The sequence below is a fragment of the Catellatospora sp. NPDC049609 genome (genome assembly GCF_040675365.1).
Classification (GTDB): Bacteria; Actinomycetota; Actinomycetes; order Mycobacteriales; family Micromonosporaceae; genus Catellatospora.
In genome coordinates, this window is sequence record NZ_JBFAOU010000029.1 from 35,549 (window position 1) to 60,093 (window position 24,545).

A 24,545-nucleotide genomic window follows, 5' to 3' on the forward strand; every position below is an offset into this window, starting at 1 on the left:
GCAAGAACCTCCGACTTTCCGCGTTTCTGCCACAACTCGGTCACCCTCAGTCACCCGTCCCAACTAAGTACGCGCAGGCAGTCACCGGTCAGCGGTGGTAGCGGGCCCAACCGTTACATGATCAATGTAATCAAATTGTGACCGATCACTATTAGTGATCGCCGCGGGGTCGTAGCCGCCTCGCGGAGACGTCTATGCCGAGACGCGGTCCAAAACCGACGGTCGTCGTCACTGTCGGGATTGGTAGATCGCCGCCGACGGTAGCCGGCGCGACGCGCAGCGGGCTTGGCGAGGTGGGTTATGCCTTAGCCTCATCACGCTTTTGCGATTCCCGTCAATCGATCTCGGGAGGATCGGTGCGCGAACGTCTTGGTCCGTTGACGCGTAGACGTGCCTGGTTGAACGTCGGTGTGGTTTCGGTGTTGGCAGCCGGGTTCGCGGTGGGTCTTCCCCCATCTGCGGCGCTGGCTGCCGACGGCCAGCCGGCCGAGCAGCCTGTCGCCACGTCGCCCTTGCCCTATCAGGCCCCGCAGGTGCCGACCATGCCACAGTGGACGCCGCCCGCGGCGCCGGCGTGGCCGGTCGCCGGTTCGGCGGTGGTGAACCTGGGCAGTGGCACGCTCGCGTCGAGCTTGGATGGCGACATGGGCATCGCCAGCACGGTGACACCCGGCGGACTGCCCATCACGCTCACGGTGCCCACCTCATCCGGACTCAGCGAGGCCGAGATGGAGAAGCGGATCATGAAGGGTGAGCGGCTCAGGTACCAGGCCGCCCTGACTGGCACGCTGACCGTGTCCACCTACGCCCAGACGGCGTCGCAGTCGCTGGGCATGCGCGGCGTGGTGGTGTCGCTGTCGACCAGCGAGACGTTCACCTCGCCGGCGTTGCTGCAGGTGTCGGTGAACTACGCCGCGTTCGCCCGGGCGTACGGCGCCAACTACGGCGACCGGCTGCGGCTGGTCGCGATGCCGGCGTGCGCGGTGACGACCCCGACGGTCGCCACCTGCCGCACGCAGGCGCCGCAGGGCGCCAACAGCATCGCCACCGACCAGGTGTCGACCACCGTCGACCTCGGCACGTCGAGCTCCATGAGCTCCGGCGGCTCCATGCAAAGCGCCGCCGCCGGCGACCGGATCGTGCTGGCCGTGATGGCCGGCGAGGCGTCGGGCACCGGCAACTGGTCGGCCACGCCGCTGTCGCAGACCAGCGACTGGGCCGCGACCCCGTTCGCGGACGACAACGGCTGGTCGGCGGGCTCGGTGGCCGGTGACTTCACCTACAAGGTGCCGGTCCAGCTGCCGCCCGCGCCGGGCGGGCTGGAGCCGGAGGTCGCGCTGACCTACTCCTCGGCCCGGGTCGACGGCTTGACCAGCTCGAAGAACACCCAGGCGTCCTGGGTCGGCGAAGGCTGGGACTACCACCCCGGTTACGTGGAGCGGGCCTACCGGCTGTGCCGCAACGACGGTGTCTCGTACACCGGCGGCGATCTGTGCTGGGTGGCCACCTCGCCGGTGACGCTGTCCCTCAACGGCAAGACGACCCGGCTCATCGCGGCGGACACCGGCTGGAAGGCCGAGGACGACTCGCTGGGCTGGAAGGTCGAGCGGGTGACCGGCCTGGACAACGGCGTCCGTGACGGCGAGTCCTTCAAGGTGACCACTCCGGACGGCACCCGCTACTTCTTCGGGTCCCGGCGGCCCGGCGGTCCGAACAACGGCAACGACCCGAACGGCAAGTACGGCGGCCCGCTGTCGGTCGAGGTGTTCGGCAACAACGCCGGTGAGCCCTGCTACAGCAGCACCGGGTTCGCGGCCTCGCACTGCCAGATGCCGTACCGGTGGAACCTGGACCGGGTCGTGGACACGCACGACAACGTCATCGACTACGAGTGGTACCGCGACCGCGGCAGCTACGGCGGCAACAACGGCGCCAGCGTGTACCCGTACGACCACGGCAGCCGGCTGACCGCGGCGGTCTACGGCGCGAACCTGACCATCGGCAGCGCGCACACCGGCCGGGTGCAGTTCGACGCGTTCACCCGCTGCACCGGGACCACCACGACCTGCAACCCGGCCACCCCCGCCAACTGGGTGAACTGGCCGGACACCCCGTGGGACCAGTTCTGTGCCGTGGGTGCCACCACCTGTGGGCAGTTCACGCCGACGTTCTTCGACCTCTACCGGCTCGGCGCCATCGAGACGCAGGTGTTCCAGCCGGGCTCGGGCACGTGGGGCATGGTCAACCGGTGGGAGCTCACGCACACCTACCCGACCCACTCCGACGGCACGTCGCCGTCGCTGTGGCTGAGCCAGCTGACCCGCCCCGGGTTCGTCAACCCGCTCGTCATGGGCGGCACCGACCTGGCCAACCGGGTGGACTACAGCGCGGGCAACCCGGAGATGAAGCACTGGCGGCTCGCCCAGGTCGACAACGGGACCGGCGCGATGACCCGGGTGACCTACTCGGCCCAGGACTGCACCAGCTCCACCCTGCCCACCCAGGTCGACTTCAACGCCAAGCGCTGCTACGCGCAGAACAACAACGGGCTGTCGTGGTGGCACAAGTACGTCGTCAACGAGGTCAGTGTCGTCGACCACGTGGCGGGCGGCCGGACCGAACGCTGGCAGTACGGCTACAGCACGCTGGGATCGTCGACCACCACGTTGTGGAAGCACGACCAGGCGTGGCACACCCCGACGTGGCTGCGGACCTGGTCGCGTTGGGCCGGATACCCGACGGTCACCACCACCCACTCCGACTCCTCGGGCAACGGTCCCAAGGAAGTCTACGAAACGATGTTCTACCGGGGGCTGCACGGTGACTGGACCGCCGCCGGGGGTCACGGGACCCGGGTGGTCAACCTCATCGACGACGTCGACGGCGCGCGGCCGGACAAGGAGTCGCTGACCGGCAAGGTGGCCCGGGTCCGGGCCTTCGACGGGCCGGTCAACACGGATCGGACGAACTGGACGTCGTCGGAGTGGCACATCTACACCGTCACGGCCACCGGCTCGCTGGCGTTCGCGGCGCCGAACCCGACCATCTACGCCGCCCGCATCCGGGAGACCGAGACGCGGCGGTCGACCAAGATGGCCGACGGGTCGCAGCGGGAGAGCCGGGTGCGCACCGACTTCGAGGGCACCTACGGTCTGCAGACCAAGGTGACCGACGAGGGTGACACCGCCGTCGCCACCGACGACACCTGCACCATGACCGAGTACGCCACGGCCAACACGACCAAGTGGCTGATCGGTCTGAAGAAGCAGGAGTGGACCACCAACTGCGCCGCCACGCCCACCGCGCAGTCGGTGCTCAAGGCGTCGCGGACCCAGTACGACGGCCTGGTGTACGGGGCGGAGCCGACGCGCGGCCTGCCGACGGTCGAGCAGGTCGCCAAGGCGGTCACGGCCTACCCGCTGGTGGCCGGCGACTTCCAGCAGTCGCAGCGGTCCACCTATGACGGCTACGGGCGGGTCCTGGACTCGTTCGACGCCCTGAACCGGCAGGTCACCACGGCCTACACCCCGGTCACCGGCGGCCCGGTCACCAAGATGACCGTCACCGGTCCGTCTGCCAACGGCCAGCGCTGGGACACGGCGATCAACCTCGACGTCCGCAACGGGCGGCCGACCGCGGTGATCGACGTCAACGGCAAGGTCATTCTGGCCTCGTACAACGCCGACGGCCGGTTGGCCAAGATGTGGCAGAACAACCGGGCCAACGGCGGGACCTCCGGCGTGGTTCCCGATGTCGAGTACGTCTACCACCTCGGCGCGCCGGCGACGGTGACGACCAGGACGCTGATGCCCACCGGGCAGCAGCTGGAGTCGTTCGAGATCTTCGACGGCATGCTGCGGCCGCGGCAGAAGCAGACCCTGTCCGCGACCACCAGCGGTTCCAAGATCGAGGACACGGTCTACAACGGCATCGGCAAGGTCGACAAGACCACCATGGTGTACGCGGCCGAGGCACCCTCGACGACGTTGCGCGCGGTCAACGACCAGGACGCCAAGAAGCAGACCCGCTACGTCTACGACAACCTGGGCCGGGTCACCAACGAGCAGGAGTGGGCCGGCAACGGCACCACCGCCGGCCAGCTGTGGCAGACCGTCACCGCCTACGACGGTGAGAAGAAGGTCAGTGTCACCCCGCCGTCCGGCGGCACCGCCACCACGACCTTCAAGGACGTGCGTGGGCTGGTGACCGAGCTGCGCCAGCACTCCGGTGGCACCCCGGCGGGCACCGTCGCGGCGACCACGACCTACGGCTACGACCGGCTCGGCCGGCTGACCCAGGTCAAGGACACCGCGAACAACACCTGGGCCTACACCTACGACCTGCTGGGCCGCAGGACCCAGTCGGTGGACCCGGACGCCGGCACCTCGACCGTCACCTACGACGCGGCCGGGCAGGTCCTGTCCACCACCGACGGCCGTAACAAGTCGCTCCACTACACCTACGACGGCCTGGGCCGGACGACCCACCTGCGGGAGGACTCGTCCACCGGCAACCTGCGGGCGTCGTGGACGTACGACGGCGCGGCGCGCGGCAAGCTGGTCTCGGCCACCCGGTACGAGGGCGGGCAGAGCTACATCCAGACCATCACGGGCTACGACGACGGCTACCGGCCGCTGTCGGCCACCTACACGGTGCCCGGGTTCGGGACGGGTGGCGCGACGCTGACCTACTCCACCAACTACAGCTACAAGATCAACGGTGATCTGAACACCCAGACCTTCCCGGGTGTCGGCGGCCTGCCGCAGGAGACGGTGACGCAGCAGTACAACACCATCACCGGCCTGCCCAAGGGCCTGACCACCAACGCCAGCCAGGCGGTCTACCTGGACAACACCATCTACCAGTTCGACGGGTTGATCTACAACCGGTTCCTGGGCGGTGCGGACAAGCACGTCCGCATCCAGAGCAACTACAGCGCGCCGGGCCGGCGCCTGTCGAGCGTCTTCCTCAACACCGAGACCCCCGGGGTCCCGGGCGAGTACGGCAACTCGAAGCTCGCCAACGACGAGTACCTCTACAACGCGGCCGGCATCATGACGTCGATCCGCAGCTCCACCAACGCCGTGGCCGAGCAGCAGGAATGCTTCCGGTACGACAGCCTGCAGCGACTGAGCGAGGCCTGGACCCAGGTGCCCGGTTCGTGCACCACGGCCCAGCGAGGCGGGCCCGACCCGTACTGGCGGCAGTGGAGCCACAACGCGGTGGGCAACCGGCTCACCGAGACCGACAAGGACCCGGTCGGCGGGGACACCACCTGGACCGACACCGTCGGCGCCGCCGGTGGAGTCGCCCCGCACCAGGTCAAGACGATCACGGGGACCGGTCCCAAGGCCGGCCCGACCCGCACCTTCGGCTACGACGCGGCCGGCAACACCACCAGCCGGACGACTCCGAGCGGCACCACCCAGACGCTCACCTGGGACGCCGAAGGCCGCCTCAGCACCGTGGCGGAGGGCAGTGTCACCACCACCTACATCTACGACACCATGGGCAACCGGCTCATCGCCAGCAGCCCCAACAAGAAGACCCTGTACCTGCCCGACGGCACCGAGCTGGTGAAGATCGGCACGGCCAACCCGCTGGGCACCCGGTACTACGACGGCATCGCGGTGCGCGACAGCGCCGGGCTGCGGTGGATCTTCGCCGACCACAACGGCACCACCATCGCCCAGATCGACCCGAGCACCCTGAGCATCGCGAGGCAGCGCAGCATGCCCTACGGCCAGCCGCGTGGCCCGCGGGCCACCGAGTGGAAGGGCACCCAGGGCTATGTCGGCGGGACCACCGACGACAGCGGCCTGATCCACCTCGGCGAGCGGGAGTACGACCCCACCACGGGTCGGTTCATCTCCGTCGACCCGTTGCGGGATCTGACCGACCCGGCGCAATGGCACGCCTACGCGCTGAACCCGCTCCACACCGACGACATCCTGTCGCGAGTGGGAGCCTGACGGCCCGTTGAAGAAAGCGGTGCGGGGCGGTCCCTTTCGGGGCCGCCCCGCACCGCTTTGTGGACTGGGATCGACGCACGGCGCGGTCCGGCCGCACGGTCTGACCCCGAAAATGATCCTCAGTCGAGGATGCGGCGGATCGGCTTCGGGTCGGTGCCGTGGCGGCCCCACTCGCGGGGATAGCCGAGGGAGACCTCCTCGAAGCGCACCCCGTCGTAGTGCGTGGTGCGCGGGATGTGCAGGTGGCCGTAGACCGCGACGGCGGCGTTGAACCGCACGTGCCAGTCGGCGGTGCGCTCGGTGCCGCACCACTGCGCGAACTCCGGATACCACATCACCTCGGTGGGCTGGCGCACCAGCGGCCAGTGGCTGACCAGCACCGTGCGCGCCGCCGGGTCGAGCGCGGCCAGGCGTTGCTCGGTCTCGGCCAGCCGCGCCCAGCACCAGGACTCGCGGTCCGGGTGCGGGTCGGGGTGCAGCAGCAGCTCGTCGCGGCACACCACACCGGACGCGTACGCCTTGGCCAGCGACTCCTCCTTGGTCGTGGTGCCCGGCGCGCGGAACGAGTAGTCGTAGAGCTGGAACAGCGGCACGATGGTGACCGGTCCGCCCACGCCGGGCCAGACCGGGAAGTCGTCCTCGGGGGTGACCACACCATTGTCCCGGCACATCCGCACCAGCTCCTGGTAGCGCGCGACGCCGCGCAGCTGCACCGGGTCGGCGGGCACGGTCCACAGCTCGTGGTTGCCCGGCACCCAGATCACGCTCGCGAACCGCGAGCGCAGCAGCCGCAGCGTCCGCTCGACGTCGGCGAACTGGTCGGCGACGTCGCCGGCCACGATGAGCCAGTCGCCGTCCGAGGCGGGCAGCAGGCCGTCGACGACGCGGCGGTTCTCCTCGTAGGACACATGCAGGTCGCTCACGGCGAGCAGGGATCCCGTCACCCGGCGAATCCTTCCATCGCGGGACCGCCCCGTCGAGACTCGTCCCGGCGGTCGTGTCGCCGCAGCGCCGCCGGGCCGCGGCCGTGGCGGGCGGTGACGCAGCGGGTCAGGTGGGCGTGGTCGGTGAACCCGCACGCCGCCGCGATGTCGGCCAGATTGAGGTCCGTGCGCACGATCAGCCCGTGGGCGATGCCCAGCCTCGTCGCGCCCACCAGCTCCCGGAAGCCGGTGCCCGCCTCGGCGAGCGCCCGCTGCAGGCTGCGGGTGGAGGTGGCCGAGCGCGCGGCGACGGCATCGAGCCGCCAGCGGCGGGCCGGATCCGCGGCGACCAGCTGCCGGACCGCGGCCGTCGGCGAGCCCGGCTCCCGGTGGCCGCCGACGGCGAGCCGCCAGCCCGTGACGCGCCCCGGCCCGGCGCCGTCGAGCCTGTCGGCGGGCAGCTCGGAGCCGTCGGCGACGCACAGCGTCACCTCCGGCCGCCGCCCCGTGCAGGCGCCGATCAGGACCTGGTGGATCGCCGCGGTGAACAGGCTCTCGGCGAGGTGCGGCATGGCGCCGAGCAGCGGCCGGTGGGTCACCGCGAGCCATGCGCCGTCGCGTCGCAGGTCGGTGGTGTGTCCGGCGTGGAAGCGCAGCTGCATGGCCGGCAGCTGGGCGAGCAGCTCGGTCAGCGATCCGCGCTCGATGACCGCGGCGATGTCGTGCTCGCGCGGGCGGTCCAGCAGGTGCCCGGCCGCGCCGGTGAGCGCCGCCCAGCCGTGCCCGGCCAGCTCCGCCAGCAGGATGTGGTGCAGCCGCTCGGGCACCGGGTCTCCGGCGGCGTGCAGCCGGGCGGCGGTGTCGGCGGCCGGGCCGCCACCGTTCCGGCGTACGCCGAGCAGGGCGGCGCGGGCGAGGTCGGGGTGGACGGTGCGCTCATGTGCCGGGGCCCGCACCTGCATGGCGGAATCGTACAAGCGGCGGCGGCCCCGGCTCGGCCACGCTGGCGGCATGGACTTCCACGGAAAGCGCGTCCTGGTCACCGGCGGCACCAGCGGCATCGGCGCTGAGCTGGTGCGCCTGCTCGCCGAGCGCGGCGCGCTCGTCGCCACCTGCGGGCGCGACGCCGCCCGGCTCGCCGAGACCGTCCGGCGGCCCGGCGTCACCGGCTGGGTCGCCGACCTGGCCGACCCGGCCCGCTGCGCCGCGCTGGTCGGCGCCGCGGCCGCGGCGCTCGGCGGGCTCGACGTCGTCATCGCCAACGCCGCAGTGCAGCACCAGCAGTCGTTCACCGGCGGCTGGTCGGCCGAGCACAGCGCGCGCACGCTGGCCGAGGTGCACACCGATCTGGTGGGGCCGGTCGTGCTGGCGGGCGCGGCCGGGCCGCACCTGCGCCGCTCCCGCGGCGTGTTCACCGCGGTCACGTCCGCCCTGGCCTACTCGCCGAAGAAGGGTGCCCCGGTGTACTGCGCGAGCAAGGCCGGGCTGGCGGTGTTCCTGCGCGCGCTGCGTTACCAGTGGGAGGATGACGGCGCCGGGGTGACGGTGCAGGAGGCACTGATGCCGCTGGTCGCGACCCCGATGACGGACGGGCGCAACGCCGGCGCGCTGCCCGCCGGCGCGGCCGCGAGCCAGATCCTGGCCGGCGTGGCCCGCCGGACGCCGGTGATCGCGGTGGGACGGGCGAAGCCGTTCCGGCTGGTCCGGCGGGTGGCGCCGGGGATCGCCGACGCGATGCTGCGCGACGGGTGACGCCCGCCGGCCACGGGGCGCGGCCGCGGCGTTGCCGCGGCTCTGCTCACGCGGCGAGGCGGCGCAGCCGGGTGAGGAACTCCCGGCGCTTGGCCGGCTCCTCCAGCAGGTCGGCGCCCTCGCCGCTGAGCAGCTCGATCTCGGCCAGTTGCAGGTCCAGCTCGGCCTGGATGGCCGGGTGCGCCAGCTCCCAGGCCAGCGGGTCCGTCTCCGGCGGGCGGCGGCGCGGCCAGGCGCGGTCGGCGGCGGCGTGCACGGCGGCCGTGTCGAAGCCGCGCCAGCCCGCCCACGAGGCGAACTCTACGCAGCCGTGCAGGTAGGACTCCGCGGCGTAGAAGGCGGCCATCGCGGCGTTGCCGGGCATGTCGGTCGGGTCGTCGCGGCGGGCGTCGGCGAAGTTCGGGCTCAGGTAGAAGCAGCCGACGGCGTGCGCGACCTCCGGCTCGGCGGTCGCGTCCCCGGCCAGGCCGCGCCAGACCACGTCCAGCGCGGGCCGCCAGTCGGTCGCGTACGCGACGTGCTCGCGCGCGGGCAGGCTCTCGTGCTCGCGGACGAGCCGGTCGGCGACTACGGCGGCGTACGCGGCGCGCTGCAGCCGGGCGAGGTGCTCCAGCAGCGAGCGCACCGTGGCGCGCACGTCGAGGAAGTGTTTGAGCCCGAGCTGGTCCAGTTGCTCACGGACTACCTCGTCATGAATGGCATCTCGGACCATATCCGACATTATGCCCGGTCCACCTCGCCGGCTCAGCGCGCCCGCTGGTACTCCTCCCACGTCACCTTCGTCACCTGGGGACCGTCGTCGGGCCCGCGGTTGGCCAGGCCGTTGAACCCGAGGTAGTAGTCACCGGCCTGGTTGCGGGCCGGAGTGGACTGGTCGGTATCGGCCAGCGCGATCGCGTGGACGTGGTAGGGCCAGTTGCCCTGCGACGGCGTGCGCAGCCAGGCGGCGAAGCCGACCTCGCGCAGGCGCCGGACCGAGGTCGTGCGCTGCGTGGCGGTCAGGCCGTCCACGGCCAGGTCCAGGGCGCCGCCGCCGTCGTGGGTGCCCGCCGAGGTCGGGTCCTCCCCCGGGCTGTAGGAGCCCTGGCTGATGGTGAACTGGCGGCCGAGCAGCCGTTCGGCCTCCAGCAGCATCGCCTTGGTGCGCGCGTTGACCGGCACGCCCCGCCACGTCGCCACCGCGCCCGGCGAGAGCACCCTGGTCAGCGTGAAGCGGCCCTCGCCCAGCAGCCGCAGCGAGGTCGGGCCGGGCAGGCCGGTCGCGTCGAGGCCGGTGTAGCCCAGCGAGCGCTGCCAGGCGGCGTACGCGTCGATGGTCCTGGTGCCGAAGTGGCCGTCGACATAGGTGGCCGCCAGCAGCCCCTTCGCCTGCAGCGCCTGCTCGACCAGGCGTACGCCGTCGCGGCTGCCGGGGGTGATCGCCGAGTCGGCGCGGCGCGGGTCGATCTGCGCGGCCTTGACGACCGTCTCCATGTCGACCACGGGCAGCGCAGCCGAGGCCGTGCCCGGCAGCGCGGCCGCGGCGGCGGCCAGCCCGGTCGCGATGACGGTTCTTCTGGTGAGCATGGGTACTCCCGACGGCGGAGGCGGCACCGGGCGGTGGCCCGGTGCCGGCCACGCTAGGGCTGGCCACTACACCCGCGGTACACGGTCGCTACAGCCGCTCTCCGCGCGTACGCCGCCGTCCGGCACCTCGGGTCAGCAAGCCGACACGGTCGGTTAATCGATACGACCGGCCCTGCGCGGCTGCCTAGGCTCGGGGCGAACCATCGATATGGGAGATTATGATGCCTGCCGCCGGTGATGTCGCGCATAGCCTCCTCACCCGGCTCTGTGACGACCTGCGCCAGCTCCGCGAGGAGGCCGGCGGGCCGAGCCTGCGCGCGCTCGCGGCGGAGGTGGGCCTCGGCAAGAGCCAGCTCGGCGCGATCCTCACCGGGCAGGTCGGCAGGCTGCCGGACTGGCGGGTGGTCCGCGCGCTGGTCGCGAGCTGCCACGCCCACGCCCGCGACCGGGGCCGGGCCGCGCAGGTCTCCCGCAGGTTCGGCGTCGAGGAGTACTGGCGGCGGCGCCACGCGGCGGTGGAGCACCTGCTGACCGAGCCCGCGCTGGACGTGCCCGCCAAGCCGGGACGGCCCGCGGACGCCGGGAAGCCGCGGGTCACGCCACGGGCGCTGCCGCCCCGGGTGCGCAGCTTCGTCGGGCGCGAGCCCGAGCTGGCCACGCTGGACACCGCAGCGGGACCGGTGGTGATCACCGGGCCGCCCGGGATCGGCAAGACGACCCTCGCCGTGCTGTGGGCGCACACCGCCGCCGAGCGGTTCCCCGACGGGCAGCTCTACGTCGACCTGCGCGGATTCGAGCCGTCGGGCGCGGTGATGACACCCGGCGAGGCGGTGCGCGGGTTCCTTGAAGCGCTGGGCGTGCCACCGGACCGCGTACCGACCACCCCGGACGCCCAGCTCGGCATGTACCGCAGCCTGCTCGCCGACCGCGCCGTGCTGGTGGTGCTGGACAACGCCCGCGACGCCGACCAGGTCCGCCCGCTGCTGCCGAGCGGGCCCGCCTGCCGGGCCGTGGTGACCAGCCGCAGCCGGCTCACCGGGCTGGTGGTGGCGCACGACGCCCGGGTGCTGGGCCTGGACCTGCTCAGCACCGACGAGGCCGCGCAGCTGCTGGCCGAGCGCATCGGCCCCGACCGGCTGCGCGCCGAGCCGGCCGCCGTCACGGAGATCGTCGGCGCGTGCGCCCGGCTGCCGCTCGCGCTCAGCGTCGTGGCGTGCCGCGCCGCCCTGCAACCCGCCCTCTCGCTGCAGGAGCTCGCCGCCGAGCTGCACGGCGAGCTTGGCGAGCTGGACGCGCTGCGCACCGGTGACGGGTCGACCGACCTGCGCGCCGTGTTCTCCTGGTCCTACCGCACGCTGGGCGCCGGCGCGGCGCGGCTGCTGCGGCTGCTCGGCCTGACCGCGGGCGGGGACATCTCCCTCGCGGCGGCGGCCTGCCTGGCCGGGGTGGACGCCGGGCCCGCCGGGCGGACCCTGGCCGAGCTGGTCGACGCCGGCCTGCTCAGCGAGCACCGTCCCGGCCGGTACGCGCTGCACGACCTGGTACGCGCGTACGCCGGAGAGCTGGCCCACGAGCTGGACCCGCCGGACCGGCGGCGGCTGGCCGGGCAGCGGCTGCTCGACCACTACGTGCACACCGCGCACCGCGCCGCCAACCTGCTGCACCCGCCGTTCTGCGACATCACGCCCGCGCCGATGGCCGACGGCACGGCGGCGTGCGAACTCGCCGACGGCGCGGCGGCCGGCGCCTGGTTCGACGTGGAGCACCCCGTGCTGCTGGCGGAGGTCCGGCGGGCCGCCCGCACCGGGTTCGGCACGCACGCCTGGCAGCTCGCGTGGGCACTGTCGGGCTACCTCGACCGGCGGGCGATGTGGCCGGACTGGCAGGAGATCGAGGAGCTCGTGCTGCAGACCGCGCAGCACGACGGCGACCCGACCGGGCAGGCGCACGCGCACCGCGACCTGGCCCGGGCCTGTTCCCGGCTGGGCCGGCACGACGAGTCCCACGGGCATCTCAAGCAGGCGCTGGACCACTTCGCCGAGCTCGGCGACACCGACGGGCTGGCCCAGACGCACCTGAACCTCGGCCAGTCGCTGGAGCGGTCACAGCGGCACCGCGAAGCGCTGGAGCAGTCGCGGCGGGCACTGGCGCTGTTCACCGCGTCGGGTAACACGGCCGGGCAGGCGTACACGCTCAACGCGGTCGGCTGGCAGCTTGCGCTGCTCGGGGAGTACCGCGAGGCCGTCTCGCACTGCGAGCGGGCGCTGGAGCGGCTGCGCCGGGTCGACGACTCGCAGGGGGTGGCCGACACGCTGGACAGCCTCGGGTACGCCCACCACCATCTCGGCGACTTCGCGGTGGCGGTGACGTACTACGCGCGGGCGCTGGCCATGTTCCGGGCCGAGGGCGACCGGTTCGGCGCGGCGAGCACGCTGCAGAACCTCGCCGACAGCCTCGCCGCGCAGGGCGACGACGACGCGGCCCGCGCCGCGCTGCACGAGGCCTGGACGATCCTGGACCGGGTCGGGCACGACAACGCGCGGCTGCTCCGCGCCCGGCTGGACGCCACCCCGTGAGGACGGCCTCCGGCCGGCGGCCGGCTCAGTAGCAGAACTGCGCTGCGTTGCACGTTCCTACCAGGGCAGACACGCCCAAGATCCGCTGTAGGCCGTCGCCAGGCCGTGAGCGGCCGATTCTGTGCCTGGCTCGAGTCGGGCTTCGCCTGATGCGTGACGGATCTGTGTCGGCTGATCCGTGACGCTTCGGCTAGATGATCATGGGGGTGATGTCAGTCCCAGAGATTGAAGAGTAGGTCGCCAACTGTCGTTGGGCGCCAGTATCCGATCTGCTTGACCTCGTGTGGGCGGAGGTCTTCAAGGTCTGCGGTTGTGGGCGGCTGGAGCAGTTCGGTGCGGGTGAGAAGGCGCAGGTCCGACACTTCGCGGATGGCATCGGCGAGGTCGGCTCGATCGATCCAGTCTCGTGGGACTTGCCCGGATGGCGCGGGCTGGGCGAGGGCGAGCCAGGGAAGCAGTCCGTGCCGCAGCACCGCGACTGCGCTGTCGGAGTAGGCGATCGTCGCGGTGTGGAAGTTTGGCGTCGCGCCGACGGGTAGCAGGTCGGTGACGGTGGCGCCGGTGCGGCGTGCGGCGTGGTGGCAGATCGCTGCCAGCGCGCGGAGATCCTCTTGCGCGGTGTAGCTGATGGTGCCGAAGCCGGTCGCGCCGGGCGGTAGTTTCATGGTCTTTCTCCGTCTTGTCGGCGTCGGTTGACGTTAGCCGACGTCGCGGTGGTTCCGTCTTGCGTGCCTTGAACCTGGCGATAAGCGAAACCGCAGCCTGGCCACCCGTTATGACAAGCTCGCCGTCCGCTACCAGGCGAGCATCCACCTTGCTGCGATCAGCGAATGGCTCTGACCATGCTTGCGAATATGACCTCGGTTGTCGTCTCCATCCTCGACGTCTGCCAGCCAGACGGCAGCTCGGGCGACCACATCACCCATTGGGCGCTCACGCACTTCCTCCTCGACGGCCATCACAAGATGCAGCCAGCCGCCGATAGCGGGCAGCAAATGCAACTCCTGGCGCTGTTATCCGTCGATGCGGGCCTGGCACGCCGGACAGGTCAACCGCATCCCTCAGCTACGAGCACCAGAAAGGTCGATCCCATGATCGGGACCAGCCTTCTGACCCAGTGCCGACACACCAGGAGTGGTCAGTCAGCCAGAGCAGGCTGGGTCGATCCCGGTAGGGGTGACCCACGCCCGCCCGCCCCTTGGAGTCCTCAGTGGCAGGCGTCGTGGTGTTCGCGAGCAAGCCTGCGGATCTGCTCGTCAGGGTCGTTCATTAGGTCGATGATCAACTGAGTGTTACGGCCCCTGTCGACACCGGTGACTTCCTCAAGCAGCGCGTACAGGGCGTAGAAGCGGATGTCAGCCTCGTCGTCCCCGCACAGATGCTGCAGCGCGTTCAACGCCCTGGACTCGATGTGATCCGGGTCCACCAGCGACGGAAGTGCGGCCGCGACGTGAAAGCGAACCCTCCAGTGGGGGTGCTCCGTGAGCCGAAGAACCTCTCCGAGCGCCTCCCGTGCACCGTTGTAGCCGAGCGCAGAGATCACCCACCCCAGCACTCGTGGCTCGCTCTCCTGGGCGAGCCTGTCGACCAGGAGCGGCACCGCCTCGGCACTGAAAGGCCGACGTCCTGCGTCGTCGTGGGGCCCTAGCTCGCGCAGAACGCGAGCGCCGAGTTCCCGCGTCGCCGGATCGCCGCCGACCAGCAGGCACGCTGCGACATCGAACACCTCCCGGGTGGGCCGCTGGTGCAGAGCGACCAGATGTGGGACATGGTCCTCCGGGTGCTCCTCGGGAACCTCGATCTGTGCGGCCGCAAACAGCTGCGCCGTCGGCATCTGCGCCAGCTCGACATCCCAGAACTCCATCGCGCCATTGTCATCCATGGTGCGACCCATTAATGCGTCGCGACGGCTGAGCTCGCGGGCGAGCGATCATCCACTCATCAACAGCTCCGGACGGGTTGGAACGACACGCCGGGCCGACTGAAGCCCCTCGCTCGGTCGGATCTGCTGGTCAGCACCGCGGCGCACAACCTGGGGCTACTTGACGAGCGGTCAAGATGCGCTGCCAGCCCACCAGCTGGTCCCCGCCACGCAAGAAAGGCCGATCCCATGATCAGTATCAGCCTTCTGACCTGCAGATTACCCTGTCGGGCTGGCCGGATTCGAACCGACGGCCCCTTGACCCCCAGGACGTTGGCTCCAAGGCGCTCACACGTCACGCCCCCGCTATGTAATCGCTCTTCACGTTCGCCTGAGCAGGAGGCGATTCCTCCCGCGCATGACGTGTGCTCCCCGCCTGGTCCCCGCATTGACTATCTCCCTGATGCGGTAGAACTACACGATGATCTCCAACCGGTACCCGCAGCCGCAGGCTCTGACCGACCTGTGGGAGCAACAGTGGCCGGTGTGCCCGCCGATGGCGCATTTGCTGCGCTCGCGCTACCCGGATCGGTGGGTCAGATTCCACAGCTTGCCCGGTTCCAAGCGCTATCCCGAGAACGAAGGCGAGTACGGCACGGTGCTCGACCGGCATTACACCGTTCTCGACCAACTGGGAGCCGGGCCGGTAGTCCTCGTCATCACCACCGAGTGGACCGACACCGAGGAGCTCACACCTCAGCGGTGGCCGCGGCGCGCGGAGATCGCACCTCGGGCACACCACTGGCGAACTTTCATAGAGGACCCCACCGACGAGCCGGAGGACCGGATCTATCAACAGCTCTACGTCGAGGCGTTGCAGTGGACACCCCGCTGCATCGACGGACTGCTACGAGCTGTCGCCGACGACGAACTCGCGAACGTCATGCTCGCGCCCGCAGACCTGCGCTGGCTCTACCACCCGTACGACGGTGGGGCCGACGTCATCCTGCCCACACGCGAGCAGCGCGATGAACTGAAGCACCGCCATCGCGACTGGCTGTCCGACCACCCGTCAGGGCTGTGACCCCCTTACCGCCGTGACCAAACTGACCTCGTCGAAACGGCATGGTCACCCAGGCGCCGGCGCGGGCAACTGCGACCTCACCATCTGCGTCGGCCACGAGGCGTGGATAACCGCACCATTGAGCAGAGTGGGGTCGCAACCCAATGTGCCGTGGGCGGCCGGAAGCTACTCGACCACGATCAGGTCGTCAGAGTGCGTAGGAGTGCGGTCCGCCGAGCCAACGGCTGAGGTACTCGGACTGAATTTCGCCGGTGAGCAGTCCGACCAGCGTCGCGGAGAATCCGACGTTGCACTGCTCCCAATACGGCCCTCGTTCCTTCAGCACCACCGGCCAGTCGGCAGGCGCCGAGCCGGTCCTGACGTGCCAGAAGAGGAAGTCACCGTTGACGGAGCTTCCCCACGAGATCAGGTTGTCACCGGGCTCGAACCAGGACGGGACATCTTCACGGTTCGGTGTCCAACGCGACGCCTCACCCAGCGGCCAGTCTCCGGACCAGTTACCAGGACCCGCGAAGTCGAGGCGGACGCACTCGTGCGCCCAGGTGTTGTGTTGCAGCAGGTCCGCCCAGTCATGGGCCGCGTCAGGGGCGCAGACGATGACGTGGTCATCGACCGAGCCGGCGCCGTACGCGTCGACAAACATCTTGTAATCGTCCGGAAGCACAACACCGAGCTCCGTCTCGGCCGGCGACCAGTCGCATCCGGTATCGGCTGCCGTGGCGAGCGCCGGCAGACCCAGAATCTGGGACAGGCGTTCCGTGGCGTCGACCGGTCGCTGGCGCTTTTCGCCAGCCCGGTCGATGTCGTCGATGAGACGCTCGCCGGACACGATGTCGTCGGGCCTGAGCAGGTCGCCACCGACGCCGGTGACGATGGCGAATGACCCGGTGAGCTCAACCACGACCAGGTCCACATCCCGCGGCCCGCGGCCGTGCTCGCGGCGGGCCCGGTCGAAGCGGTCTCCCGGACGAGCCCAATGCCGCGGGTGATACCCCGGCTCACCCTCCAGCCGCCAGCCTCCCGACACTGCCTGGACCGACTCAACGGAGAAGCTCAGACGCTCGCTACGCACAAACGGTATCTTGCACGGCTGGCATGGCACCCGTCATCCGGCCCCGCCTCCCACCGATATCCACTCATCGGCGGACCCAGACGGGTGGGGATCCGCTCGTCGTCGCCGCTGCGGCTCGATCCTTCATATGGTGGACCCGCCTTGTACGGCCTCTGCACTGCCTGGGCCACACGGTCAAGATGCGCTTCCAGCCCCCAACTGGTCCCCAGGACGCAGGAACGGCCGATCCCATGATGGGGCACAGCCTTCTGACCGGCACATTTACCTTGTCGGGCTGGCCTTCCACCACGAGCGTCGCGGCATCCGGTGGGTGGCCATCGAGCCTTGCGGCAACGGCCGGTACACGGTGGTGCTGTACCTGAGCTGGGACGTCGGCGGTGAGCGCTTCGGCGATCTGCTGGAGTCCCCGCCGCTGGTTCCCGACGCCGACGACGGCGAGGTCCTCGCCGAGGTCGATGACGCCGTCGAAGCCCTCGAGGTCGCCGAGCGGTTGACGGACGCCGTCCGGGAGCGGTGGGCGAACTTCGGCGTGGCCGCCGAGGACCACTTCGATTACGTACGGTCCGGTCGGCTGCCTGATCCGCTTACGAAGGACGCCGCTATAGACATCGTGCGCACACTCCTGACCGCTGAAGGCGGGGACGAACGATCTATCAACTGGTGCCTGGAGGGTCTGGATGGCGAACCGGATGTCTGCACATCAGCGACATGATCTACTGGCCTGCCGGACCATCGTGGACGGCCGAGGAGATCATCGAACACGTCGAGGCCTGTACGCCGATCGCCCTGTGCTCCGCTGCGGTCGCAGACCAGCCGGATCCCAAGTTGAATGCCCCCAACCATCACGCAGTGGTGTCTGACGGCTTCGTTCGCCTGGAGCACGGGTGCTACACGCTGACCTCAGACCAACGCTGACCTGCGCCAACGGCTCAGCCAAGGTTCTGTCGGCCACCGATGCCACAATGCAGGCCAGTCGACCTTGAGGAGGACAGCGTGGGGACCTGGGACAGCGGACCGTTCGACAACGACACTGCCGCCGACTGGTGCGGCGAACTCGACGACGCCAGCCCCGACGACCGCCCGACACTGATCCGCGTCACCCTGACCCGAGCCGCCGACGAGGACGACTACCTCGACTCCTCCGACGCCTGCGAAGCGATCGCCGCAGCAGCCATCGTCGCCGCACAGCTACCTGGAGGCCAACCGATCACCTCCACGTACGCGCCGGACTTCCTACTCGACGGCGGCAGCCTGCACCTACCCGAAGACCTGGCGGCACTCGCGGTGGACGCCATCGACCGGATCATGGCCGGCGACTCCGAATGGCTCGACCTCTGGCAGGACGCCGCCGGCACACACGCCGACGCCGCGTTCGACAACATCCGCAGCATTCGAGCAGTGCTGGCACAGCCGCGTAATGGCGGGCAGATCACCGACACTCCCCCGCCCCTGTTCTAGGCAGCGGAGAACTCAGCGGCGGGCACCCCTCCTGTTTCGCCGCGCCGCAGCAGCGACCCACTCGCTCCCAATTTGCCCGGGCAATTGAATGTTGCCCCTCCGGAAGGCCGCCGACCAGCAAGAACAGCTTCGAGATGAAATCTCGAAGTCTCCGGGGCTACATGAACCCGAAGTACATGATCACCATGGCACATGACCTGCGACTTCCGTGATCAACAGGCCGTGCGGCGGCCCACCACGGTGATGACACCGCCCGGCCGACCTCGCGTCAGACGAGTACCTCAGGCCGCTACCGCTCGGCGTCGACCGGCAGTTGGAGCACGTACGCCCGCACGGGTGCGGACAGCTCGTCATCGGTGCGGCCCTGGCCGACCACCTCGTACCAGGCCAGGTTCTCGATCCAGAAGCGGGCAATGAACTCGTCGAAGTCGGACGCCACCCGCCACAGGTCCTCGGCCGCCTGCTCCGGCGCCACCTCGTGCTGGTCGTAGGCCTCGGAGCCGGCAAGCACCTCGTGGCTGCCGTCGGGCAGCAGGTGCAAGTACCAGAACACGCAGCCCTGCTGGTCGTTGAGGAACCGCACCAGGCGGGCGCCCTCGCGGACCGGGCTCGCGGCCGTCGGCAGGCCCGCCTCCCAGTAGCAGGAGGTGCAGGTGGGCACCGAGTCCCGCAGCACCGGATCGGCCATGAACGCGACGAACGGCTCCGGCAGTGCCGCCGGATGCCCGGTCGTGGCCACCGCGCCGCCGAGGGTGTCCATTCCAAACTCGCCCTTGGCCAGGTCACCGAGCGGAACGAGTTCGCGCATCCACTCGTGCAGGCCGCCAGGGTGGTCGTGCGGCAGTGCCGGCAGCACCGCGCCCAGTGTGCCGCCGTAGGTGCCGTACACGGGCCGGAAGCGGCCTAGCCCGAACGAGATCCAGCCGTTCTTGATCGTCATGAGCGGCACCGTAGCGGTACACACCGACAGTACCGGCCGCCCGCGCGGTGCCCCAGCCGAGACGTCCAGGCACGTTCCACGACCGCAGTGACGATCAAGAGCGGCTGAGCGCTCGACCGGTAGCGGCGACTACGGCAGTCACGAAGATCCATCCACTCACTAGTACGGCAGGTGCAGCTCGGCCGCAGCGGCGAAACTGGCTGGGCCTTCAGTTGATCGCAGCAGCTGTGGCGCGAGGACCAGCAGGATGACGCCGGTCTGGCACTCATGTGATGATCGTTCCGTGATCGCTGACGTGGTCGTCAAGGAGCCGACCTTTGTGGCGCGATTCCTTCTCGGTAAGGCTGACCCGGAGTCTGTTGCCAACGTCGACGCTTTTGTCGAGCTGACCGACGGGTCCAGCTGGGCGCTGACAATCTTCAGTGTTGACGAGGTTCGCCGACTTCTCGACAAGTGGCGAGTGTCCGGCGAGTGCGCCAACGGCAGCTACTTCTGGGCCGTTGACCAGGTGATCGTGCCCGAGGGCGGCATCGCCGGAATGGTCGCCGCGATTCGAGAACTCGTCCGGTCGGGAGAGATCACCAGCGTAGGCGTGCGCTGCGAGCCCGTCTGCATCAGGCGACCGGCGTTGTGACCACGTCCCGAACACCTATCGAGTTCGAGCTGGTGGCGGCGCCTGTAGTGACTGTCGCGGGCTTGGGCTTGATGTCGACGGCCATGTCGACCCGCAGCTCGGCCCGGGGTGGGACTTCGAGGACGCCGACGAGGTCCGTCGACGTCTGCCGAAACTTGCAGCGCTCTTCGCAGATTAGCTTCTCCTTGCCCGTTTGCCGGGGCGAGCTGATCCATCGTGTAGGCCGTGGCGCGAGAGTCAGCCAGAGGTGGTGGAAGCTTCGGTGAACACCTGGTCGCGGGCGGCAAGGCGATCGCGCGGTCCGGCTGCGCGGAGCACCAGGTCGAGAACCCGGTCGGGGTCGGCGGCGTAGCTCGTGCTGAACCAGGCCATGTTGGCCTCGACCACGGCCCAGTGCTCCTCGCCGCGGTCGGCATCGCTGACCAGGCCGACGTCGACGACGACAGCGCTGGGCAGGCTATCCGCGCAGCCCTTGAGCAAACTCTCGGCGAAGTCGAGCACGGCATCGCGGTGTCGGCAGGCGTCGAGGGAAGCCGGGCCCAGCCGGCCGTTGACCGCGTAGCGGCTGGCGGCATGGACTGTGGCGTCGAGGACGAACAGCCGATACTCCGCCAGGAACGTCACGATGTCGGCGACCAGCACCGCAGTGTCAGCGGAAAGGACGTGGTCGCCGGGCAGCCGGGAGCCGTCGACGTAGACGCCGGCCGGCAGCGTCTTGTCGCGGGGCTGCTTGACGAACATCGGTGTACGGGACCAGCGCGCCTCACCAAGTGTGGTGAGGGTGACCTCGCGGCGGGAGTACTCGTACGGCAGCCGGGCCAGCCAGTCATCGGCCGGCTCAAGCAGCACGAGGTCGAGGTCTGCGGCGACCGCGCCGGCGAAGATCGGTCCACCGTAGAGATGCCCGCCTGGAGCGCGCCGAAGCCGGTCCGGAACCACCGGGCCGGCCAACTGCTCCACCGCCATGCCTCGACGCCGGGCAGCTGCGGCGAGCAGCTCAGCGGTGTCGTCCAGACGCGGCGGCACCACCAGGAACTCGGACACCGGGGCGGCGATGGTCATGGTCGACGATTCTGCTGTCTCTGCCGCACTGCCGTCGCGCGACTTCCTTGCACCGCCCGGCGCGGCCAGGCCGCTCACCGCCGACGGCGCGCCCTGCCTGCCGCGTCAGCCGCCGAGCTGTGCCGGGGACGGGGAGCAGTACTGCTCGTATTCGGCCCAGGGCCACCTGCCCACGCGCATCTCGGTGATCCGCCCGGACTGGTCGGTGCGGAAGTAGATGCCCGGGAGCGGCTGGTGATCCCGTCCTGCACGAGCGTGGCGGAACCGGCGATCTTGCCGATGTGCGCGCCACGTCTGGCGTGGCAGTGTCCGAGCAGGTCCACCGCACCGCAACCGCCGCGTCGAACTGGAGCACACCGATGACCCGTGTCACCGACACATCCGCCGCCTGGACGATGAGCGTGGCCCGCCACGACCTCGCCGACGCGGCGGTCGCCGCTTCGGCGCTGCCGCGGCCAGGCCAGGGCGAGGTGCTGCTGCGGGTGGACCGGGTCGGCGTCACCGCCAACAACATCACCTACGCGGTCCTCGGCGACTCGTTCCGGTACTGGGAGTTCTTCCCGCCCGTGCCGCGTGGCCTGGACCCCGGCCGGGGGCTGCCGCCGCTGTGGGGCTTCTGCGAGGTGCAGGAGTCCACGGTCGCCGACGTCGAGCCCGGCCGGCGCCTGTACGGCTACCTGCCGCCCGCGTCACACCTGCTGGTGCGCCCGCAGCGGGTCGACGAGCACGGGTTCCGCGACGCCAGCCCGCACCGCGCCGAGCTGCCCTCGCCCTACAACGCCTACCGGCTGACCACGGGCGACGCCGCGTACGAGCCCGGCCGCGAAGACCTGCTGATCCTGTTCCGGCCGCTGTTCTTCACCTCGTTCATGCTCGCCGACCACCTGGTCGACAGCGGCTTCCACGGCGCGCGGACGCTGGTGCTGTCGTCGGCGTCGAGCAAGACCGCCTACGCCGCCGCGTTCGAACTGCGCGGCACCGGACCGCTCCTGGTGGGCCTGACCTCCCCCGGCAACGCCGCGTTCACCCGCGACCTGGGCTGCTACGACCTGGTGCTCACCTACGACCAGGTCGCCGAACTGGACCCGACGGCCCCCACGGCATACCTGGACCTGTCCGGCCGGGCCGACCTGCGCGCCGCGCTGCGCGCGCACCTCGGCGACCGGCTGGTCCGCGACGTGGCCGTCGGGCTGACGTCGCAGACCCCGAACGCAGCCAGCGCCCAGGCGGTGTTCTTCGCGCCCGATCAGATGCGCAAACGGACCGCCGACTGGGGCCGGGCCGGGTTGGACGCGCGCTTCGCGCAGGCGTGGCAGCGGTTCTCGGCCGAGGCCGAGAAGTGGGTCGACGTCCACGTCGGGCACGGGCCCGAAGCGCTGCGTACGGCCTGGCTGGACGTGCTCGCCGGCCGGACGCCCGCCCGCACGGCCCATGTCGTCGCGCTGTGAGCCGCAGGCCCTCAAGAACTCCTAGTGTTGCCCAGGTGTCGTCGCAGAACTGTTCGGGGCTCAGTTGGTCATCGCCGGACACGCCTCCGCACAGGACTCCGTTCCAGCGCACGCTTCCGTCGAGCACAGTCAGCAGCATCGACACGGTCCAGCGCCGTTCGAACCGGTTACCTGCCTTATCTGCTGCCCACCGGCGAGCGGTCTGTGACCAGGGGAACCCTCTCACTGTCGGGCCGGCCGGATTCGAACCGCCGACCCCTTGAGCCCGGGGCGGGACGACGAGCCACGACATTGCCGCCGATGGATGCCATCACTAGTATTCATCGATATGCGGCTATCAAGTGCGCCCTCTCGCCGGATCGCTCGTCTCGCCACGGCAGTAGTCGTAGGCATGGCCGCGACCATCCTGCTACCCGCCCCCGCACATGCGGCAACCGCGGCCTTCGTCAAGGAGAGCCAGTGGCCCAGCGGCTACGTCGGCAAGATGACCGTCCACAATCCCGGCCCTGCGACACTGACCTCCTGGCGGGTCGAGTTCGACCTTCCGGCGGGCACCACGCTCGGCTCGTACTGGAACGCAGCCATGACCCGGGACGGCAGCCGTTTCCTCTTCACCAACATGGCGTGGAACGGCACGCTGGCCGCCGGCGCCTCGACCAGCTTCGGCTGGGTGGCCGACGGCGTGGGCGAGCCGCAGGGCTGCCGGGTCAACGGCGCGGCCTGCTCCGGCCCGCCGGCGGTCGACGTGACCCCGCCTTCGACGCCCGCGAACGTGCACTTCGTCACGGGCGGGTGGACCGGCATCACCTGGAGTCCGTCGACTGACGACACCGGTGTCGTGGAATATCAGATCTTCCACCGCACCACCCAGATCGCCAGCACGACGGCGACCAGCTACGCCATGCCGATACCGCCACCGATGGTCACCACCTACGGCGTACGGGCCGTCGACGCGGCCGGCAACATCTCCCCGTTCGCGCCACTGCATGTCGGGCAGCTGCCGGACACGACGCCACCCACCGCGCCCGTGAACCTGCGGATCGGCGGCATGTCCCCCGACCGCCTGGCGGTGCGCTGGGACGCCGCAACGGACGAGACATTCCTGATCGGGTACGAGGTCTACCTGAACGGCACGCTGATCAGCAAGGTCGGCGGCACCAGTGGATACGTTCCGTTCACCGGTTTCGGGGTCTACACGGTCCGGGTGCGTGCCTGGGACGCCTCCGGAAACTTCGGACCGTACGCCCAGCTGAGCATCGCTATCGATCCGCCACCTCCGCCACCGGCGGCTCACTGAACGAAACACTCACCACCGGAGTTGATCGTGGTCGCCGCACGCCGGCACCGCGCTTCGACCCTCTTCGCGACGTCGAGGAACTGCTCGTCGAACGTGCTACCGGCCGACTCCGCACGGGGCGCGGTCCGGCGCGTCCGCGCGCCGTCGGGGCATCGAGAAGGCGAGCAGCAGCAACAGGGCGTGGACCAGCGCAGGTTGTAGCAGTAGGCCGACCGGCCATGCTTGAGGTACAGCGACCAGCCACCGAACTCGCCGCCCTGCGCGATGATCACGCTTTGGGCTCGCCCGTCAGGGATGGTGACCTGGGCCGTCACCGCGTGCGTCTTGTTCTTGACTGACACGACCGAGTTCTCACTGAGCCGGCCCACGCCGCCGAACAGCAGCCGCCTGTCGCCGCGGATCAGGGTGGGGCGGCCGGCCAGGTCCGCGTCGAACCGCTCGAACCGGCGGTCGTCCAGCGGCAGGACGTTGTACTTGGCGGCTTCGATGAGGAACTGCCGCTGCAGCTCGCACAGCTTGTCCGGATGCTGGGCGGCCAGGTCGCGCGCCTGGGTCCAGTCGTCGGGGGCGTACAGCTCCCAGACGTCGTCGTCATAGGCGGGCATCTGTCCGGGCTCCCACGGCAGTGAGTGCCGGGTGACCGCGGTCCAGCCCTTGTGGTGGATGCCCCGGTTGACGAACATCTCGAAGTACACGGCCTACCACCCACGGTAGGGAAGCCATCATCCGGTTTACCCGTATTTACCAGAAGTTGCCGCGAGCTCGGGCGTCGACAATCGTAAGGTGTGCCGGGGCGCCGACGCTGTCGAGCGCGGCCGGCAGGCGCCAGCAGCGGCCCTCGTCGAGCAGCGTCTCGCGGGCGGCCCGCCAGCGCAGCTTCAGCGCCGCGGCGGTCGCCTC

The 24,545-nt window shown here is 70.2% G+C and carries 20 protein-coding genes; 9 read left to right on the plus strand and 11 right to left on the minus strand.

Annotated features, from left to right (window positions below; genetic code table 11):
* The first annotated feature begins 542 nt into the window (after positions 1-542).
* Positions 543-5,972: an RHS repeat-associated core domain-containing protein gene (locus tag AB0J67_RS11595; protein WP_363479877.1), complete on the plus strand. Its 5,430-nt coding sequence runs from the start codon at positions 543-545 to the stop codon at positions 5,970-5,972.
* A 119-nt stretch (positions 5,973-6,091) separates the two neighbouring features.
* Here the strand turns inward: AB0J67_RS11595 and AB0J67_RS11600 are convergent, their stop codons facing one another.
* Together AB0J67_RS11600 and AB0J67_RS11605 are read right to left on the minus strand one after the other, a co-directional pair.
* Positions 6,092-6,916 (minus strand): metallophosphoesterase, encoded by an 825-nt coding sequence (locus AB0J67_RS11600; protein WP_363479880.1) that lies wholly within the window; start codon positions 6,914-6,916, stop codon positions 6,092-6,094.
* Positions 6,913-7,857, minus strand: coding sequence for an AraC family transcriptional regulator (locus AB0J67_RS11605; RefSeq protein ID WP_363479883.1), 945 nt, complete (start codon positions 7,855-7,857; stop codon positions 6,913-6,915). Before AB0J67_RS11605 ends, AB0J67_RS11600 begins: the two co-directional genes overlap by 4 nt.
* Before the next feature lie 49 nt (positions 7,858-7,906).
* On the opposite strand from AB0J67_RS11605, the gene AB0J67_RS11610 reads away from it, so the two are divergent.
* Positions 7,907-8,647, plus strand: coding sequence for an SDR family NAD(P)-dependent oxidoreductase (locus tag AB0J67_RS11610; RefSeq protein ID WP_363479886.1), 741 nt, complete (start codon positions 7,907-7,909; stop codon positions 8,645-8,647).
* 46 nt (positions 8,648-8,693) lie between these two features.
* Here AB0J67_RS11610 and AB0J67_RS11615 read toward each other — a convergent pair whose 3' ends face one another.
* Entirely contained in the window at positions 8,694-9,359 is a 666-nt protein-coding gene (locus AB0J67_RS11615) for a hypothetical protein (protein WP_363479889.1), read from the minus strand.
* Positions 9,360-9,391: 32 nt separating this feature from the next.
* The gene (locus AB0J67_RS11620) at positions 9,392-10,213 is read right to left on the minus strand and encodes a peptidoglycan-binding protein (protein ID WP_363479892.1); all 822 of its coding nucleotides are present in this window, start codon (positions 10,211-10,213) and stop codon (positions 9,392-9,394) included.
* Positions 10,214-10,434: 221 nt separating this feature from the next.
* On the opposite strand from AB0J67_RS11620, the gene AB0J67_RS11625 reads away from it, so the two are divergent.
* Positions 10,435-12,789: a tetratricopeptide repeat protein gene (locus tag AB0J67_RS11625; RefSeq protein WP_363479895.1), complete on the plus strand. Its 2,355-nt coding sequence runs from the start codon at positions 10,435-10,437 to the stop codon at positions 12,787-12,789.
* Between the two features lie 212 nt (positions 12,790-13,001).
* Here AB0J67_RS11625 and AB0J67_RS11630 read toward each other — a convergent pair whose 3' ends face one another.
* The 3 genes from AB0J67_RS11630 to AB0J67_RS11640 all read right to left on the minus strand — a co-directional run bounded on the left by AB0J67_RS11630 (position 13,002) and on the right by AB0J67_RS11640 (position 14,653).
* Positions 13,002-13,454 (minus strand): hypothetical protein, encoded by a 453-nt coding sequence (locus AB0J67_RS11630; protein WP_363479898.1) that lies wholly within the window; start codon positions 13,452-13,454, stop codon positions 13,002-13,004.
* A gap of 129 nt (positions 13,455-13,583) precedes the next feature.
* Positions 13,584-13,784: a hypothetical protein gene (locus AB0J67_RS11635; protein ID WP_363479901.1), complete on the minus strand. Its 201-nt coding sequence runs from the start codon at positions 13,782-13,784 to the stop codon at positions 13,584-13,586.
* 212 nt (positions 13,785-13,996) lie between these two features.
* Entirely contained in the window at positions 13,997-14,653 is a 657-nt protein-coding gene (locus AB0J67_RS11640) for a HEAT repeat domain-containing protein (protein ID WP_363479904.1), read from the minus strand.
* Positions 14,654-15,131: 478 nt separating this feature from the next.
* On the opposite strand from AB0J67_RS11640, the gene AB0J67_RS11645 reads away from it, so the two are divergent.
* Positions 15,132-15,734: a hypothetical protein gene (locus AB0J67_RS11645; RefSeq protein WP_363479907.1), complete on the plus strand. Its 603-nt coding sequence runs from the start codon at positions 15,132-15,134 to the stop codon at positions 15,732-15,734.
* Between the two features lie 187 nt (positions 15,735-15,921).
* Here the strand turns inward: AB0J67_RS11645 and AB0J67_RS11650 are convergent, their stop codons facing one another.
* The gene (locus tag AB0J67_RS11650; RefSeq protein WP_363479910.1) at positions 15,922-16,635 is read right to left on the minus strand and encodes a hypothetical protein; all 714 of its coding nucleotides are present in this window, start codon (positions 16,633-16,635) and stop codon (positions 15,922-15,924) included.
* A 481-nt stretch (positions 16,636-17,116) separates the two neighbouring features.
* Here AB0J67_RS11650 and AB0J67_RS11655 point away from each other — a divergent pair, with 481 nt between their 5' ends.
* A complete protein-coding gene (locus AB0J67_RS11655; RefSeq protein WP_363479913.1) occupies positions 17,117-17,518 on the plus strand; it encodes a hypothetical protein in 402 nt (133 codons plus the stop codon).
* A 281-nt stretch (positions 17,519-17,799) separates the two neighbouring features.
* The gene (locus AB0J67_RS11660; protein ID WP_363479916.1) at positions 17,800-18,264 is read left to right on the plus strand and encodes a DUF4259 domain-containing protein; all 465 of its coding nucleotides are present in this window, start codon (positions 17,800-17,802) and stop codon (positions 18,262-18,264) included.
* A 289-nt stretch (positions 18,265-18,553) separates the two neighbouring features.
* Here AB0J67_RS11660 and AB0J67_RS11665 read toward each other — a convergent pair whose 3' ends face one another.
* The gene (locus tag AB0J67_RS11665; protein WP_363479919.1) at positions 18,554-19,204 is read right to left on the minus strand and encodes a hypothetical protein; all 651 of its coding nucleotides are present in this window, start codon (positions 19,202-19,204) and stop codon (positions 18,554-18,556) included.
* Positions 19,205-19,487: 283 nt separating this feature from the next.
* Here AB0J67_RS11665 and AB0J67_RS11670 point away from each other — a divergent pair, with 283 nt between their 5' ends.
* Positions 19,488-19,838: a hypothetical protein gene (locus AB0J67_RS11670; protein WP_363479922.1), complete on the plus strand. Its 351-nt coding sequence runs from the start codon at positions 19,488-19,490 to the stop codon at positions 19,836-19,838.
* A gap of 237 nt (positions 19,839-20,075) precedes the next feature.
* On the opposite strand, the gene AB0J67_RS11675 is transcribed toward AB0J67_RS11670, so the two are convergent.
* Complete coding sequence (locus tag AB0J67_RS11675; protein ID WP_363479925.1) at positions 20,076-20,900, minus strand: ATP-grasp domain-containing protein; 825 nt, start codon at positions 20,898-20,900, stop codon at positions 20,076-20,078.
* A 359-nt stretch (positions 20,901-21,259) separates the two neighbouring features.
* On the opposite strand from AB0J67_RS11675, the gene AB0J67_RS11680 reads away from it, so the two are divergent.
* Positions 21,260-22,348: a DUF2855 family protein gene (locus AB0J67_RS11680; RefSeq protein ID WP_363479928.1), complete on the plus strand. Its 1,089-nt coding sequence runs from the start codon at positions 21,260-21,262 to the stop codon at positions 22,346-22,348.
* 391 nt (positions 22,349-22,739) lie between these two features.
* Positions 22,740-23,645: a cellulose binding domain-containing protein gene (locus AB0J67_RS11685; protein ID WP_363479931.1), complete on the plus strand. Its 906-nt coding sequence runs from the start codon at positions 22,740-22,742 to the stop codon at positions 23,643-23,645.
* On the opposite strand, the gene AB0J67_RS11690 is transcribed toward AB0J67_RS11685, so the two are convergent.
* Positions 23,639-24,340 carry a hypothetical protein gene (locus tag AB0J67_RS11690; RefSeq protein WP_363479934.1) on the minus strand — a complete coding sequence of 234 codons (702 nt, stop codon included), beginning with the start codon at positions 24,338-24,340 and terminating at the stop codon, positions 23,639-23,641. The two genes, AB0J67_RS11685 and AB0J67_RS11690, sit on opposite strands and share 7 nt — an antisense overlap.
* Positions 24,341-24,545: the final 205 nt, after the last annotated feature.

Coding starts and splice junctions, on each gene's coding strand:
- AB0J67_RS11595 (WP_363479877.1), top strand. CDS start 543: ATGCCACAGTGGACGCCGCCCGCGGCGCCGGCGTGGCCGGTCGCCGGT.
- AB0J67_RS11605 (WP_363479883.1), bottom strand. CDS start 7,857: ATGCAGGTGCGGGCCCCGGCACATGAGCGCACCGTCCACCCCGACCTC.
- AB0J67_RS11610 (WP_363479886.1), top strand. CDS start 7,907: ATGGACTTCCACGGAAAGCGCGTCCTGGTCACCGGCGGCACCAGCGGC.
- AB0J67_RS11615 (WP_363479889.1), bottom strand. CDS start 9,359: ATGGTCCGAGATGCCATTCATGACGAGGTAGTCCGTGAGCAACTGGAC.
- AB0J67_RS11620 (WP_363479892.1), bottom strand. CDS start 10,213: ATGCTCACCAGAAGAACCGTCATCGCGACCGGGCTGGCCGCCGCCGCG.
- AB0J67_RS11625 (WP_363479895.1), top strand. CDS start 10,435: ATGCCTGCCGCCGGTGATGTCGCGCATAGCCTCCTCACCCGGCTCTGT.
- AB0J67_RS11630 (WP_363479898.1), bottom strand. CDS start 13,454: ATGAAACTACCGCCCGGCGCGACCGGCTTCGGCACCATCAGCTACACC.
- AB0J67_RS11640 (WP_363479904.1), bottom strand. CDS start 14,653: ATGGAGTTCTGGGATGTCGAGCTGGCGCAGATGCCGACGGCGCAGCTG.
- AB0J67_RS11645 (WP_363479907.1), top strand. CDS start 15,132: ATGATCTCCAACCGGTACCCGCAGCCGCAGGCTCTGACCGACCTGTGG.
- AB0J67_RS11665 (WP_363479919.1), bottom strand. CDS start 19,204: ATGACGATCAAGAACGGCTGGATCTCGTTCGGGCTAGGCCGCTTCCGG.
- AB0J67_RS11675 (WP_363479925.1), bottom strand. CDS start 20,900: ATGACCATCGCCGCCCCGGTGTCCGAGTTCCTGGTGGTGCCGCCGCGT.
- AB0J67_RS11680 (WP_363479928.1), top strand. CDS start 21,260: ATGACCCGTGTCACCGACACATCCGCCGCCTGGACGATGAGCGTGGCC.
- AB0J67_RS11685 (WP_363479931.1), top strand. CDS start 22,740: ATGGCCGCGACCATCCTGCTACCCGCCCCCGCACATGCGGCAACCGCG.